Raw genomic sequence first — 13,633 nt, forward strand, 5'->3', positions numbered from 1 at the left:
TAGGCTCGGCGACGATGAAGACGACTCCACCGACCCGGGAGCCCAAGGCCGACAAGGCGAGCGTGCGGCGGCACAATCTCAGCCTCGTCCTGCGGACCGTCCACCAGGCCGGGGAGACGACCCGCGCGGCGGTCGCGGCGCGCGTCGGGCTGACCCGCGCCGCCGTCTCCTCCCTCGTCGAACAGCTCCTGGACCAGGGCTTCCTGGTCGAGTCGGGCAAGACCTTCAGCGGCCAGGCGGGCCGGCCCGGGACGGTGCTGAAGCCGGCGGACACGGGTCCGGCCGGGCTCGGCGTCGAGGTCAACGTGGACTACGTGTCGGCGTGCGTCGTGGACCTCGCCGGGGCGGACCGGTTCAGGGTCACCGAACCTCTCGACAACCGGGCGGCCGAGCCGGACGAGGTCCTCGCGCGCGCCGCTGGAATCGCGGCGCGGGCCCTGCGCGGCGCGGCGGAACGGGAGTTGCGTCCGGCGGGGGTACGGCTCGCGCTGCCCGGTCTCGTCTCGTACGGAACCGTCCACCAGGCCCCGAACCTCGGCTGGAACCGGGTGCCGGCCGACCGTCTTTTCGGCGAGGCGCTCACGGCGCTGCGGGTGGCGGAGCCCGAGCTTCCGGTCACCTCCGACAACGAGGCGAACGCGGCGGCGCTGGCGGAACTCTGGTTCGGCGCGCTGGGGGACGTACGGAGCTTCCTGTATCTCACGGGCGAGATCGGCGTGGGCGGCGCGATCGTCGTGGACGGCGAGCTGCTGCGCGGCGCCCACGGCTTCGCCGGCGAGATCGGCCACCTGCCGGTGGACGCCGACGGGCCCCTGTGCCGGTGCGGTTCGCGGGGCTGCCTTGAGCAGTACGCGGGCCAGTCGGCGCTGCTGCGGGCGGCGGGAGCGGCCGGGGTGGAGTTGCTGGCGCGCGCCGCCGACGCGGGGGAGCCGAGGGCGGTGGCCGCCGTCGAGGAGGCGGGCCGGATGCTGGGCCTCGCGCTGTCCGGCGCGGTGAACCTGCTCGACCCCGAGGCCGTCGTCCTGGGCGGGATCTACCCCCGGCTGATGGCCCGGCTCGGCCCCGCCGTCGACGCGGAGCTCGCCCGCCGCGTGGTGTCCGGCCTCTGGACCCCGGCCGCGGGCCGCCTCCGCGCCGCGTCCCCCGCCACCCCGGCGTCCCGCGGCGCGGCCGCGTTCGTCATCCGCCAGGTCCTGACGGACCCTCTCGCGTACGCGACCTGAGCGCCCGTCCGTCCGACGGCCGGGACGCGGCACGGCCTCGGGCGAGCGGCGACCGGCGAGCCGACGACCGAGGCGCCCCCCCCAGCCCGGAACCGCGCCCACACCACCGAATCCCCGACCACCGCGGCCCCTTGTCCGGTCCACCGCCGGCCTCCTGACCTCCGCGGCCAGCCTCCGCCCCCACCCGCGGCCGTGCGCCCGTGCGGCCGCGCCGCCCGCGCGCCCCGCCCCCGGCCGCGCCGCGCCCCACTCTCATCCCACTCTCACGCCGGCCTTATCGAGCCATCACGGCGCGCCCCTAGCTTCGCGCACATGTTCTTCACCTACCTCCGGCGCGAGCTGCGCCGTCGCAGAAAGGCGGCGCTCGTCGTCGCCTCCGGGCTTGCGCTCGGGATCGCGTTGGTCATCGTCGTCAACTCCGTGTCCTCCGGTATGAAGCAGGCCCAGACCCAGGTCCTGGAGTCCCTCTACGGGCTCGGCACCGATCTGACCGTCACCAAGGCCCGCGAGGAGCCCGAGGCCGGTGAGCAGGCGCAGCGGCCGCGGTTCCAGTTCGACGCCAACGAGGACGGCGAGGAGCAGAGCAGCGACCGGCTGATGGTCCAGGGGTTCCAGACCCTGCCCACCTCGACCGTCGCCACCGTCGCGAAGCAGACGGGCGTCGCCCAGGCCGTCGGCGGCCTCAGCCTCACCAACCTCAAGATCGACGGCGAGTTCAAGCGCGGCGAGTTCAAGCAGGTCCAGCCCGCCCAGCCCGGCGGCACGGGCGGCGGCAACGGCGGCAACGGCGGCGGCAACACCGGCGGCAGCGGCCGCGTCGAGGGCGGTGGCGCCGCCTTCGACGTCAACTCCTTCAGCCTCTACGGCACCGACGTCACCGCCCCCGACCTCGGCCCCCTCACCACCTCCACCATCTCCAAGGGCCGCACCTTCAAGAGCACCGAGACCGACGCCAAGGCGGTCGTCGTCGACAGCGCCTACGCCAAACAGGAAGGCCTCGACGTCGGCGAGACCCTCACCGTCAAGGGGGTGAAGTTCGAGGTCATCGGCATCGCCACCGCCGACAGCGGCCAGGCCGCCGCCCAGGTCTATCTGCCGCTCAAGCAGGCGCAGACGCTCTCCGACTCCAAGGACAAGATCACCACCGTCTACGTCCAGGCGGCCGACTCGACACAGATCGAGGCCGTCAAGTCCGCCATCCAGAAGAACGTCACCGGCACCACCGTCACCACCTCCGCCGACCTCGCCGAGACCGTCTCGGGTTCCCTCGACACCGCCGCCAACCTGGCCACCAACGTGGGCAAGTGGCTCTCGTACGCGGTCCTGGTCGCCGCCGTCCTCGTCGCCGGTCTGCTCACCTCCTCCGCCGTCAGCCGCCGGGTCCGCGAGTTCGGCACCCTCAAGGCGCTCGGCTGGAAGAGCGGCCGGGTCACCCGCCAGGTCATGGGCGAGGCCCTCGTCAACGGCCTCATCGGGGGCGCCCTCGGCATCGCCGTCGGTCTCGCCGGCGCGTACCTCGTCACCGCCGTCAGCCCCACCCTCACCGCAGAGCTCGGCTCCGGCGCGCTGACCGGCGGCGGCGCCGGTGGCGCGCGGATGCTCGGAGGCCCCGGCATGAGCGCGGTCCGCGACGGCGCCGCGGGCGGCAACACCCTCGACATCGCCCTCACCGCGCCCGTCAGCGTCACGACCGTCGGCCTCGCCGTCCTCCTCGCCCTCGGCGGCGGACTCGTGGCGGGCGGCTTCGGCGCCTGGCGCGCCTCGCGCCTGCGCCCGGCGGACGCGCTGCGCCGCGTCGAGTAGCCGCCACGCCGGCAGCGCAGGCCGCGCCGGCAGCCCGAACCCCTTCACGTATCGCAGGAGTTGCACCATGTACGAACTCACCGGCGTCACCAAGCAGTACCGCAGGGGCCAGGAGAGAGTCGACGCGCTCGCCGGCGTCGACCTGACCATCAGGGAGGGTGACCGCCTCGTCATCCAGGGACCCACCGGCGGCGGCAAGTCCACGCTGCTCCAGATGCTCGGCGGCCTCGACCGGCCCACGTCCGGCAGCGTGGTCCTCGACGGCGTCGATCTGGCCAAGTTGCCGGAAAGCCGGCTGACGGCCGTCCGCAGCCAGAACATCGGTTTCGTCTTCCAGTCCTTCAACCTCATCCCCACCCTCACCGCCCAGGAGAACGTGGAGACCGCGCTCGTCCCCATGGGCATCAAGGCGGGCGAGCGGCGCACCATGGCGGCCGAGGCGCTGGAGTCCGTCGGTCTCGGCGAGCGCCGGGCGCATCTGCCGTCGGAGCTCTCCGGTGGACAGCAGCAGCGCGTCGCGATAGCCCGCGCCCTGGTGAAGCGGCCCAAGGTACTCCTCGCCGACGAGCCGACCGGCAACCTCGACGAGTCGATGCGCGACGAGATCGTCGAACTGCTCGAAGGGCTCTGGAAGGAGCACGGCCTGACCTTCGTGATGGTCACCCACGACAGCGCCATCGCCCGCCGCGCCCCGCGCCTTGCGACGATCCGCAAGGGCCGGATCACGATCAAGGAGAACCGTCACGCGGAGGCGGTGGACGCGTAGGACCAGCCACCCCGGGCCCCCCGGTAGTGCCATGATGTGCGCCATCACGTACAAAAGTACGAAACTCGCACAACGACCCGGGGGGGTTCGTGGGAACGGGAACGATCGGCGCCGCGCTGACCGAGCTGAGATCCGCCCAGAAGTCCGCGAAGGGGGTCTCGCTCTACTCCCGGTTCGTCAACCGCCCGGTGGGGCGCCTCCTCGCGGCCGGCTCGTACGTCGCCGGACTGACCCCCAATCAAGTCACCCTGATCAGCGCTGTGTTCAGCTTCGCCGCCGTCGCCGGACTGGCGCTCGGGACCCCGTCCTGGACGCTCGGCCTGCTGGTCTGGCTCGGTCTCGCCGTCGGATTCGCCTTCGACTCCGCAGACGGGCAGCTCGCCCGGCTGCGCGGCGGCGGCAGTCCGGCGGGGGAGTGGCTCGACCACGTCGTGGACTGCGCGAAGATCACCGCGCTGCACCTCGCGGTACTGATCGCCTTCTACCGCCACCCCGGCCACTTCGGCACGGACGCCGACGCCTGGTTCCTGGTCCCGCTCGGTTTCCAACTCGCCGCCGTGGTCACCTTCTTCGGCGGTCTGCTGACCGAGAAGCTCAAGCCCCGCCCGGCGCCCGGCACCCCACCCGCCCAGCCCTCCACCCTGCGGGCGGTCGCGCTGCTCCCCGTCGACCACGGCGTCTTCTGCCTGGTCTTCCTGCTCCTCGGCGGCGGAACGGCGTTCCGCTGGACCTACACCGCACTCGGCGCGGCGAGCGCGCTGTTCCTGCTCGCCTTCCTCGCCAAGTGGTTCCGCGAACTCAGCGCAGCCCCTCGCTGACACCACCGGCCCCGCCGACGGCCGTCTCCGTCGTCGTCTCCTGGGTCAAGAGGTCGAGCGCGCGCCGGAGTTGGGTGCTGGAGGTGTGCATCGTGTACGGGAAGTAGACGATCTCCACCCCCACCCCGGCGAAGTCCCGCTCGAGCCGTTCCCCCTTGGGCGTACCGCGCCAGTCGTCACCCTTGAACAGCACGTCGAACCGGACCTGCTTCCAGGTCTCCAGCTTGTCCGGCACCGTCTCCACGAACGCCGCGTCGACGTACTTCACGTTGCGCACGATCTCCAGGCGCTCGACCAGCGGTATCACCGGGCGCCGGCCCTTGGCGAGCTCCGCCATCTCGTCCGAGACCACCCCGGCCACCAGGTAGTCGCACTGACTGCGCGCGTGGCGAAGGATGTTGAGATGCCCGATGTGGAAGAGGTCGTAGGCCCCCGGTGCGTAGCCGACGCGATACGGCCTTCCTGCGGTCATGAGCGAAACCCCCCAGGTACGTTCGCGCTCCCCAGCGCGAAGAAGTTCCGACGATAGCGTGCACGTTCCGTTGAGAGTGGGTGAACGACTAGGGTGAGGTCGGGTTCGCGTCACGGGGGAGAGGGGCGGTCGCGTGAGCGAAGTGACGGCGAGGGGCGCTGACTTGGGATCACGGGCCGCGCGCAGACGGCTGCTGATGGTGTCCACCAACTACGCACCCGAGCACGCCGGCATCGGTCCCTACGCGACCCAGATAGCCGAGCACTGGGCGGCGAGCGGTCACGAGACCCACGTCCTGGCCGGCATGCCGCACTACCCCTCGTGGTCCCTCGACCCGGCGTACGCGAGGGTCTGGCGCCGGACCGAGGAGCGGGCCGGGGTCGTCGTCCACCGCAGACGCCACACCGTCCCCGCCCGCCAAACCGCCCTGAAGCGCGCCACGTTCGAGGCCAGCGTGCTCGCCCACGGACTCCTCACACCCCCGGACATGGCCCGGCCCCACGCGGTCCTCGCCCAGATGCCAAGCCTGGCCGGCGGCGTCATCGGCGCCCGCCTCGCGGCCCGTTGGCGCGTTCCGTACGTCCCCGTCGTCCAGGACCTGATGGGCGCCGCCGCCGCGCAGAGCGGCATCAGGGGCGGGGACCGCGCCGCCGCCCTCGCCGCCCGCGCGGAGTCGTACGCGCTGCGCCGGGCCGCGCTCGTCGGCGTCATCCACGAGACCTTCGTGGACAAGGTCGCCGCCATGGGTGTCGAGCGCCGCCGCATCCGCATCGTCCCCAACTGGTCCCATGTGACCGGCCCTTCGACGCCCCGCGCCGAGATCCGGCAGCGGCTCGGCTGGGGCGACGGCGAGACCGTCGTCCTGCACTCCGGGAACATGGGCCTCAAGCAGGGGCTCGACGTCCTCGTCGAGGCGGCCCGACGCGACCCGAAGATCAGGATCGTCCTGCTCGGCGACGGCAACCAGCGTGCGCACCTTGAGCAGTCGGGCACCGGAATCCCCAACCTCGACTTCATGCCACCCGTCGGCGACGACGAGTTCCCCGACACCCTCGCCGCGGCCGATGTCCTCGCCGTCACCCAGCGGGCCTCGGTCCTCGACATGAGCGTGCCGTCCAAGCTGACCTCGTACTTCGCCGCCGGACGCCCCGTCGTCGCCTCCGTGGCCGCCCAGGGCGGCACCGCCCAGGAAGTGCTGCGCTCCGGAGCCGGGGTGCTCGTACCTCCGGAGGATCCCGACGCGCTGCTGGCCGAGATCCGTAGACTCGGCGGGGACCCGGCGGCCGCCGAAGCGCTCGGCGCGCAGGGGCCACGCCACGTCGAGGCCCATCTGACCCGAGCGGCCGGCCTCGCCCGGATCGACGCACTGATCGACGAGGCTCTGGGGGGTCCGGGCACGTGACACACTCGCACGTCACCGCGGTGCAGGACGACGAACCGGAGCTGCTGCGCGACCAGTTCCGCCAACTCCTGCGCTACCGCGCGATCATCGGCGCCGGCATCGGCATCGGCCTGCTCGGCGGCGTCTGGTTCGGGATGTCCAACGCGGACACCTATGTCGCCACCAGCCAGGTCGTGCTGCGCGCCCCCGTCAACGACCCCTTCAACCCCAGCATCTCCCAGGACAAGACCCTGAACATGGGGTCCGAACGGCAGACCGCGCTCAGCAGCAGCGTCGCCGAACAGGCCGCCAGGAAACTCGGCTGGACCGGCACCATCGGCCGGCTCCAGAAGGACCTCCAGGTCACCAACCCGCCCCAGAGCCAGGTCCTCCAGTTCACCTACACCGCCGACACGCCGCAGGCCGCCGCCGACCGCGCCAACGCCGTCACCCAGGCCTATCTGGGCCTGCGCGAGAAGCAGTGGACCGACCTGCGGGGCACCCTGCTCGCCGGACAGCAGCGGCAGCTCGACGAGGTCGCCAAGAAGCACGACCAGAAGACCAAGGAACTCGACCGGATGCCCGACGGGGCGGCCCGCGACGCCGAATACAGCGTCAAGACCAACCTGCTCAACCGCATCAACGAACTCGACGCCCGGATCAGCCAGCTCAAGTCCCTCGACATGTCGCCCGGCACCGTCATCCGCGTCGCCACCGCCCCCGGCTACTCCGACGGCCCCGGACTGCCCATGAGCCTCGGCCTCGGCGCCCTCGTCGGCATCGCGCTCGGCCTGCTCGCCGCCTGGGTCCGGCTCGTCTTCGACCCCGCGCCCCGCTCCGCGGGCGACGTGGCCCGCGCGGTCCGCGCCCCCGTCCTCGGCACGCTGCCCCGCGGCGCCACCGACGTCCTGCTCGCCGACGACCACACCGACGCCCGGGTCGCCGAGGAGTACCGCTCCGTCGCCTTCCGGCTCGCCTACGACCAGCGGTTCGCCGACCGCCGGCGCCTCCTCGTCGTCGCCCCGCGCGGCTCCAACGAAGCCGCCGTCGCCGTCGCCTCCCACCTCGCCGCCTCCTTCGCCGAGACCGGCAAGGACGTCCTGCTCATCGAGGCCGACCTGCGCGACCCCACGCTCAAGGGCCGGCTCCGTGCCCACGCGGCGGCCGCGCCGCGCTGGAGCAGCCCGGTGGAGAGCCGGGAGAACGAGGAGGGCGGCTGGCCCAGCAGGCGCCAACTCTCCGTCGACGCGGGTGAGTCGGGTTCCTTCGGTCTGGTGCCCGGCGAGCGGGTGCGGAACGTGGCGCGGGCCCTCACCGGCCCCCGGGTCTCCCGGCTCATCGCCGAGGCCGACTCGCCGAACTCCACCGTCGTCGTCCTCGCCCCGCCCGTCCTCAACTACGCGGACGCCCTCGCGCTCGTCGACCGCGTCGACGGGGTCCTCGTCGTCTGCGACCCGCGCGGAGTCCACCGTACGGACCTCCAGCGCATCCGCGAACTGATAGCGGGCGCCGGCGGCACCGTCCTCGGCGCCGTCGTGCACACCTCAGGCCGACGCCGCCGCCGCGCGGCCAAGAAGCAGGGCGGCCGACGCGGGTCCGGCGGGGGCCATTCGTACCCGCCCCCGCCCGGGACCGAGGAGTTCGCCGCCGAGCCCGAGCAGATCCTGCTCGGCGACGGCTCCGACACCGTCGCCCTGCGCTCGCTCCGTGCCGAGGACCTGCGCACCGGCCCGGCAGCCGGCCGCGACATCCGCGCGGGCGACCGTTGAGACGTGCCGTCACCGTCGCCGTCTCGGTCCTGGACCAGGCGGCGGCCAGTCTCACCAACATCGCCGTCCTGGTGATCGCGGCCCGGGCCTCCAGCGTGGACGGCTTCGCGTCCTTCTCCATGGTGTACATCGTCTTCACCGTCCTCCTCGGCCTGAGCGCGGCGTACGTCGGGCAGAGCGTCGTCCTGGAGAAGGGTGAGGCGCCCGAGGTCGGCGCGGCGGCCCGGTCCGCCGTCACCTTCACCGCCGCAGCCTCCACGGCCGCCGGGGTCCTCCTGCTGGCGGCGGGAGCCGTCATCGGCGGCGTCACCGGGCACGCGCTGCTCGCCCTCGGCGCCGTTCTGCCCGTCGTGCTCGTCCAGGACGGTCTGCGCTACGCCTTCTCCGCCCTACGCCGTCCGCACCTGGCCCTCGCCGCCGACCTGCTCCGGCTCGCCTGCGCCGTACCGGCTCTGCTGCTCCAGCCGGGCGGCAGCTCACCGGCCCGGCTCGTCCTGGTGTGGGGCCTCTCGGCGCTGCCCGCCGCCCTCCTCGGGCTCGCCCTCCTGTGCCCCTCCGTACGGAACCTGCCGGGCGGCCCCGGCCGCTATCTGCGCAAGGGCCACCTCGGCCGCCGGTTCGCCGTCGAGTTCGCCGTCGGCAACGCCTCCAGCCAGCTCGCCGTCCTCGCGCTCGGCATCCTGGCGAGCCCGGCCCTCGTCGGCGCGCTGCGCGGCGCGACCACCCTCTTCGGTCCGCTCAACACGCTGCTCACCTCGGTCAACGCCTTCGGCCCGCCGCTGCTCGGCAGGGCCGGCTCCCGCCGCGCCACGGTACGGGCCGCCGCCGCGCTCGCCGCCGTACTCGCCCTCGTCGCGCTCGCCTGGGCCGCGGTCCTGTACGCGCTTCCCGACCACCTCGGACGCCAACTGCTCGGCGCCACCTGGCAGTCCGCCTCCCAACTGCTCCCCGCCACCGGCAGCCAGTACGCGGTGATGGCGGCGGGCACCTGCGCCCTGGTCACCCTGCGCGTCCTCAGGCCCCGCGCCACCCTCTCCGTACAGGTGGTCTTCTCGCTCCTCTCGGTCGCCCTGATGCTCGGCGGCGGGTACCTCCTCGGCGGGGCCGTCGGCGTCGCCTGGGGGCTTGCGGCCGGCTCCGCGCTGAAGGCCGTCGCCGCCTGGACGCGCGTGGCCCGCACCCGCCCCGAGCCCACCCCGTCGGGGCAGGGCGGTCAGCGCAGCGCCGCGCCCTTGTCCTGACGCCAGGTGGTCACCAGGGCGATGCAGATCAGGGCGATCGCCACCCGGCCCGAGGCCTGCAGCAGCGGGCCCCGCAGCAGGATGAACGAGTACCCCGCCACCAGCGGTACGACCAGGGAGATCAGGCTGCCCGGCGGCGCCCTGCGCGTACCCCGGCGGGCGAACCGGCCGTCGACGCGGGCCGCCGCGTAGCCGAGCCCCGTCATCCCGGCCGCCATGCCCACGGCCCCGAAGTCGATCCACAGCTCGGCCCAGACGGGGGAGGAGAGATTGGTGTTCACCGTCCCCATCCACTGGCCGACCATCACCCCCGTGTCGCGCGGCTTGCCCGGCCACACCGAACGCGGCACCGCGAAGAAGACGGAACCGGCCAGCTGACGGCCGTACCGGTGCCGGCTCCCCGAGTTCACCAGCGTGATGGTGTTGGCGAACATGCCCACCTGGTCGTAGTCCTTCAGCGCCAACGGCTCCAGGACCGACGTCGTCTCCACCGGGCGGTAGTTCTTCTCGTCGTACCGGAAGCGATCGGAGAACGGGAAGACGATCAGCGCCATCACCACCCCCAGGCTCAGCGCCGACCGGTACATCGCGGCGCTCACCGGGAAGGCGGTGAACAGCAGCGAGAACATCACCGTCAGGAACCAGTAACGCGGGTTCGAGATCGGGTTGTTCACCACGCCGTTGAGCAGGACGAGCGCGAGGAACACGGCAAGCACCGTCGGCCGGCGTCTGGCCCGCTTCGAGGTCACCAGCCAGCGGCAGTACACAAGGAGCGCGAAGAGCGCCGGGACGGTGCCGAAGCCGCGCAGGAACGCCTGCCCGGCCTGCGAGTCGGCCTGCGAGACGCCCGCCTCCTCGATCCCCGCGATGATCTCCTGGCGGCTGGAGAAGAACACGGCGGGCCCGCCGAGCTTGACGACGAACAGGCCACTGCACACGAACGCCAGCAGGACGAGCAGATACAGCCGTCGCCGGTGCACCAATGCCGGTCGTCCCTCGGAGCGTTGGGATGCTCCCGAGCGGCCCCGGGCCAGTAAGGCGCCCACGTCGAACGCGGCGCAGCCGACCAGGACCAGAGCCACCGCCGTGGTCAGATCGGAGCGCGGACCCACCACCGGCGTCGGCACCCGGCCCAGGACCGCCTGGGCGAGGGGTGCCACGCCCATCGCCATGTAGACCAAGAGCCAGAACGAACCCTGAAGCAGCTTGCGCCGGTTGGTGAGGATCATCGCCGAGAGCCGCGCCCCCGCGTACATGGTCAGCGCGATCTGGAGGTAGTACGCGGCGTCGTGCACGCCCGCACCCGGCTGGATCGCCACCAGCAGCGGCAGGAACACCGTGAAGCCGAGCACGAGCGGGATGGAGAGCGCCCGCGAGAGCAGCGTGCGCGGGGACACGGCGGGCGCGAGCAGCAGCGGCGCAGGCGCGGCCGTCGCGGTCCGTGTCCCGGTCCCGGTCTCGGCCCGCGCCTGGGTCTCCGTACCGCGTGCATCGGTCGTCATGCCGCCCCCTGGAGCCAGGAAGCCACGGCTCCCCGGACGTCGAAGTCCCCACCCCGGCCCCTCACTTCGCGCCAGTCTAGCGACGCCCCCCTGTCACCTCCCGGCAACCGTTAGTCTGAACGCCAGGCGCCTGGGGAGGCGCCGGTGGGGGTGAACTCATGCGAAATCTCCCGGCGTTCACGCTGGCCGGATACGACAAGGGCCGCGGCAGACTCACGCAGGCCCTCTGGTTCGCGGTGATGAACACGGTCTTCATGGCCTGGTTCTGCCCGGCCCGGCTGCGGGTCGCGCTGCTCCGGGCCTTCGGCGCGACCATCGGCGACGGCGTGCTCATCCGGCACCGGGTCAGGGTCCTGTGGCCGTGGAAGCTGACCGTCGGCGACCACACCTGGATCGGCGAGGGCGCCTGGCTGCTCAACCTGGAGCCCATCACCCTCGGCGCCCATGTCTGCGTCTCCCAGGAGGCGTTGCTGTGCACCGGCGGCCACGACCACCGGGCCGCCGACTTCCGCTACCGCAACGCCCCGATCACGGTCGAGGACGGCGCCTGGGTCGCGGCCCGCGCCACCGTCCTCGCCGGCGTCACCGTCGGCCGGCACGCGGTCGTCGCCGCAGGTACGACGCTCCACAAGGACCTCCCGGAGCTCACCCTGCACACGGCCGAGGGCCGCCGCCCCGTCCCGGTGCCCGCGTGAGCGGCCTCAGGGTGCTGCACGCGGTGACGCTGCACAGCCCCACCCACGCCTTCGGCGGCCCGGTCAGGGTCGCCGTGAACCTCGGCCGGGGACTCGCCGCACGCGGTCACCAGGTGCGCCTGACCGCCCTCGGCGACGGCTTCCCCGGCGCCCTGCCGACCGACGTCGACGGCGTGCCCGCCCGGCTCTACCCGGCCCGTACGATCCTCCCGCTGGGCTTCAGCGGCATCACCTCGCCCGCGCTGCTCGCCGGGGCGGGCGCGCTGGTCAAGGACGCCGACGTGGTCCACGTCCACCTCGCCCGCGACCTGGTGACCCTGCCCGTCGCGCTCGCCGCGCTGCGGGCCGGTCGCCCCCTGGTGCTCCAGACGCACGGCATGGTCGACCCGAGCGACAGACCGCTCGCCAAGCTCCTGGACGCGGTCGCCGTCCGCCGGGTGTTGCGGGGCGCCTCGGCCGTCCTGTATCTGACGGACCGCGAGCGCAAGGACCTGGACGCGGTCGTCGGCGGCCCCCTCAGCGGAGCCGTACGCCTGGTCAACGGCGTACCGGCGCAGGAGCCGCGCCCGGCGCCGACCGGGCCGCCCCGCATCCTGTACGCCGCCCGGCTCCAGGCCCGGAAGCGGCCGACGGACTTCGTGGCGGCCGTCCCGGAGATCCTGCGCCACCACCCCGACGCCACGTTCGTCCTCGCCGGACCGGACGAGGGCGAGCGGGCGGCCGTGGACGCGCTCGTCGCCGAGCTGGGCGTCGGCGAGCGGGTGAGCCGCCCGGGTCCGCTGACGTCCGAGCGGATGCTCGACGAGCTGCGCCGGGCGCACGTGTACGTCCTGCCGTCGGTGGCCGAGCCGTTCCCGATGTCCGTACTGGAGGCGCTTTCGGTCGGCACCCCCGCTGTCGTGACGACCTCCAACGGACTGGCCCGGGACATCGCGGAGGCCGGCGCCGGCCGGGTGGTCGAGGACGCGGCGGGCCTGGCTCCGGCCGTGTGCGCGCTCCTGGAGCCGGGCGCGAACGAGACCGCGTCGGCGGCGGCCCGGAAGCTGGCCGCCGAGGCGTTCTCGATGGACGCGGTCCTGGACACGCTGCTCGGGGTCTACGGGCGGGCGACGGCGCCCGCCGCCCGCTCGTAGAGCCGTACGCCTGGCTACGCCGTACGCCTGGCTACGCCGTACGCCTGGCTACGCCGTACGCCTGGCTACGCCGTACGCCTGCCTACCCCGTACGACCGGCTACGCGGGCAGCCAGGCGTAGCACCCGCTGGAGGTGAACTCCCGTGCCCCGGCCGGGACATTCGCCCGCACGTTGCCTGCGGACCCGGGCGCGGGGCCCTCTGCGAGGACCTTGCCGTCGGCGCCGAGTGCCTGCCAGGCGCAGGCCGGATTCGTGGTCAGGGCGCGGTAGGTCCCCGCCTTGGGCGCCGTGACCGTGCCCTCGCCGAAGCCGGTCCTCGCGGTCGTGAGCAGCGGCATCTGATCGGTGCACAGGTGGGTGATCACCCCCTCGGCATCGGGGATGTCCCCCGCGATGATCGCGCCGACGGCCGCGTCCTTGTCCCGTTTGGCGGTGCGGCTCAGGCGCTGGCAGGACTCCTGGCCGGTCTGGAGCACGGCGGCCGGGTCCGTGTTCTCCGGCACCCGCCCGCTCAGATACTTCCTCTCCGTGGCCGTGAACGACCCGGTGACCGGCTTGAGTTCGGAGTCGGGAACCGTCGGACCCTTGGTCGCGGACGGAGTGGGACCGGTGGGAACGGTTTCGGCCTGCCGGTCGGGCACGGCGGCCGAACGGGTGGGCCCGGCGGCCTTCGACTCGCGAGGCGGCTCTGCGCCCCCCTCGCCTCCGGAGGAGCAGGCGGTCAGGGCGAGCAGCGCGGCGAGGACGGCCGCCGCCGCTGCCGGGCGCCGGTGAAGAGGTCGACGCATGGGGGAACTCCCGTGGTACGTCGGACGAGGGACCCGGTCTC

General features: G+C 73.2%; 12 protein-coding genes. 9 read left to right on the forward strand and 3 right to left on the reverse strand.

The window, feature by feature from the left end; genetic code table 11:
• The first annotated feature begins 14 nt into the window (after positions 1–14).
• From Q5762_RS17230 to Q5762_RS17245, 4 genes are all read left to right on the forward strand, one after another.
• Positions 15–1,223, forward strand: a complete 1,209-nt coding sequence (locus Q5762_RS17230) for an ROK family transcriptional regulator (RefSeq protein WP_315892995.1) — start codon at positions 15–17, stop codon at positions 1,221–1,223.
• A gap of 312 nt (positions 1,224–1,535) precedes the next feature.
• The gene (locus Q5762_RS17235) at positions 1,536–3,026 is read left to right on the forward strand and encodes an ABC transporter permease (RefSeq protein ID WP_315892996.1); all 1,491 of its coding nucleotides are present in this window, start codon (positions 1,536–1,538) and stop codon (positions 3,024–3,026) included.
• A 67-nt stretch (positions 3,027–3,093) separates the two neighbouring features.
• Positions 3,094–3,792, forward strand: a complete 699-nt coding sequence (locus Q5762_RS17240; protein WP_315892997.1) for an ABC transporter ATP-binding protein — start codon at positions 3,094–3,096, stop codon at positions 3,790–3,792.
• A gap of 89 nt (positions 3,793–3,881) precedes the next feature.
• Entirely contained in the window at positions 3,882–4,610 is a 729-nt protein-coding gene (locus Q5762_RS17245; RefSeq protein WP_315892998.1) for a CDP-alcohol phosphatidyltransferase family protein, read from the forward strand.
• On the opposite strand, the gene Q5762_RS17250 is transcribed toward Q5762_RS17245, so the two are convergent.
• On the reverse strand, positions 4,591–5,082 hold the full coding sequence (locus Q5762_RS17250) for an adenylyltransferase/cytidyltransferase family protein (RefSeq protein ID WP_315892999.1): 492 nt from the start codon (positions 5,080–5,082) through the stop codon (positions 4,591–4,593). The genes Q5762_RS17245 and Q5762_RS17250 overlap by 20 nt on opposite strands.
• A 196-nt stretch (positions 5,083–5,278) precedes the next feature.
• On the opposite strand from Q5762_RS17250, the gene Q5762_RS17255 reads away from it, so the two are divergent.
• The 3 genes from Q5762_RS17255 to Q5762_RS17265 are packed head-to-tail and all read left to right on the forward strand — an operon-like array spanning position 5,279 to position 9,473.
• On the forward strand, positions 5,279–6,484 hold the full coding sequence (locus tag Q5762_RS17255; RefSeq protein WP_315893034.1) for a glycosyltransferase family 4 protein: 1,206 nt from the start codon (positions 5,279–5,281) through the stop codon (positions 6,482–6,484).
• On the forward strand, positions 6,481–8,232 hold the full coding sequence (locus Q5762_RS17260) for a lipopolysaccharide biosynthesis protein (RefSeq protein WP_315893000.1): 1,752 nt from the start codon (positions 6,481–6,483) through the stop codon (positions 8,230–8,232). Before Q5762_RS17255 ends, Q5762_RS17260 begins: the two co-directional genes overlap by 4 nt.
• Positions 8,229–9,473: a hypothetical protein gene (locus Q5762_RS17265; RefSeq protein WP_315893001.1), complete on the forward strand. Its 1,245-nt coding sequence runs from the start codon at positions 8,229–8,231 to the stop codon at positions 9,471–9,473. The genes Q5762_RS17260 and Q5762_RS17265 overlap by 4 nt, the downstream gene beginning before the upstream one ends.
• On the opposite strand, the gene Q5762_RS17270 is transcribed toward Q5762_RS17265, so the two are convergent.
• Positions 9,446–10,975 (reverse strand): hypothetical protein, encoded by a 1,530-nt coding sequence (locus Q5762_RS17270; RefSeq protein ID WP_315893002.1) that lies wholly within the window; start codon positions 10,973–10,975, stop codon positions 9,446–9,448. The two genes, Q5762_RS17265 and Q5762_RS17270, sit on opposite strands and share 28 nt — an antisense overlap.
• A 158-nt stretch (positions 10,976–11,133) precedes the next feature.
• Between Q5762_RS17270 and Q5762_RS17275 the strand changes: the two genes are divergently transcribed.
• Positions 11,134–11,670, forward strand: coding sequence for a WcaF family extracellular polysaccharide biosynthesis acetyltransferase (locus Q5762_RS17275; RefSeq protein WP_315893003.1), 537 nt, complete (start codon positions 11,134–11,136; stop codon positions 11,668–11,670).
• The gene (locus Q5762_RS17280) at positions 11,667–12,803 is read left to right on the forward strand and encodes a glycosyltransferase (protein WP_315893004.1); all 1,137 of its coding nucleotides are present in this window, start codon (positions 11,667–11,669) and stop codon (positions 12,801–12,803) included. Before Q5762_RS17275 ends, Q5762_RS17280 begins: the two co-directional genes overlap by 4 nt.
• Before the next feature lie 99 nt (positions 12,804–12,902).
• Here Q5762_RS17280 and Q5762_RS17285 read toward each other — a convergent pair whose 3' ends face one another.
• Positions 12,903–13,592 (reverse strand): hypothetical protein, encoded by a 690-nt coding sequence (locus tag Q5762_RS17285; RefSeq protein ID WP_315893005.1) that lies wholly within the window; start codon positions 13,590–13,592, stop codon positions 12,903–12,905.
• Positions 13,593–13,633 lie beyond the last annotated feature (41 nt).

The organism is Streptomyces sp. P9(2023) (assembly GCF_032436795.1).
GTDB lineage: Bacteria > Actinomycetota > Actinomycetes > Streptomycetales > Streptomycetaceae > Streptomyces.

Coding starts and splice junctions, on each gene's coding strand:
- Q5762_RS17230 (WP_315892995.1), top strand. CDS start 15: ATGAAGACGACTCCACCGACCCGGGAGCCCAAGGCCGACAAGGCGAGC.
- Q5762_RS17235 (WP_315892996.1), top strand. CDS start 1,536: ATGTTCTTCACCTACCTCCGGCGCGAGCTGCGCCGTCGCAGAAAGGCG.
- Q5762_RS17240 (WP_315892997.1), top strand. CDS start 3,094: ATGTACGAACTCACCGGCGTCACCAAGCAGTACCGCAGGGGCCAGGAG.
- Q5762_RS17250 (WP_315892999.1), bottom strand. CDS start 5,082: ATGACCGCAGGAAGGCCGTATCGCGTCGGCTACGCACCGGGGGCCTAC.
- Q5762_RS17255 (WP_315893034.1), top strand. CDS start 5,279: ATGGTGTCCACCAACTACGCACCCGAGCACGCCGGCATCGGTCCCTAC.
- Q5762_RS17270 (WP_315893002.1), bottom strand. CDS start 10,975: ATGACGACCGATGCACGCGGTACGGAGACCCAGGCGCGGGCCGAGACC.
- Q5762_RS17275 (WP_315893003.1), top strand. CDS start 11,134: ATGCGAAATCTCCCGGCGTTCACGCTGGCCGGATACGACAAGGGCCGC.
- Q5762_RS17285 (WP_315893005.1), bottom strand. CDS start 13,592: ATGCGTCGACCTCTTCACCGGCGCCCGGCAGCGGCGGCGGCCGTCCTC.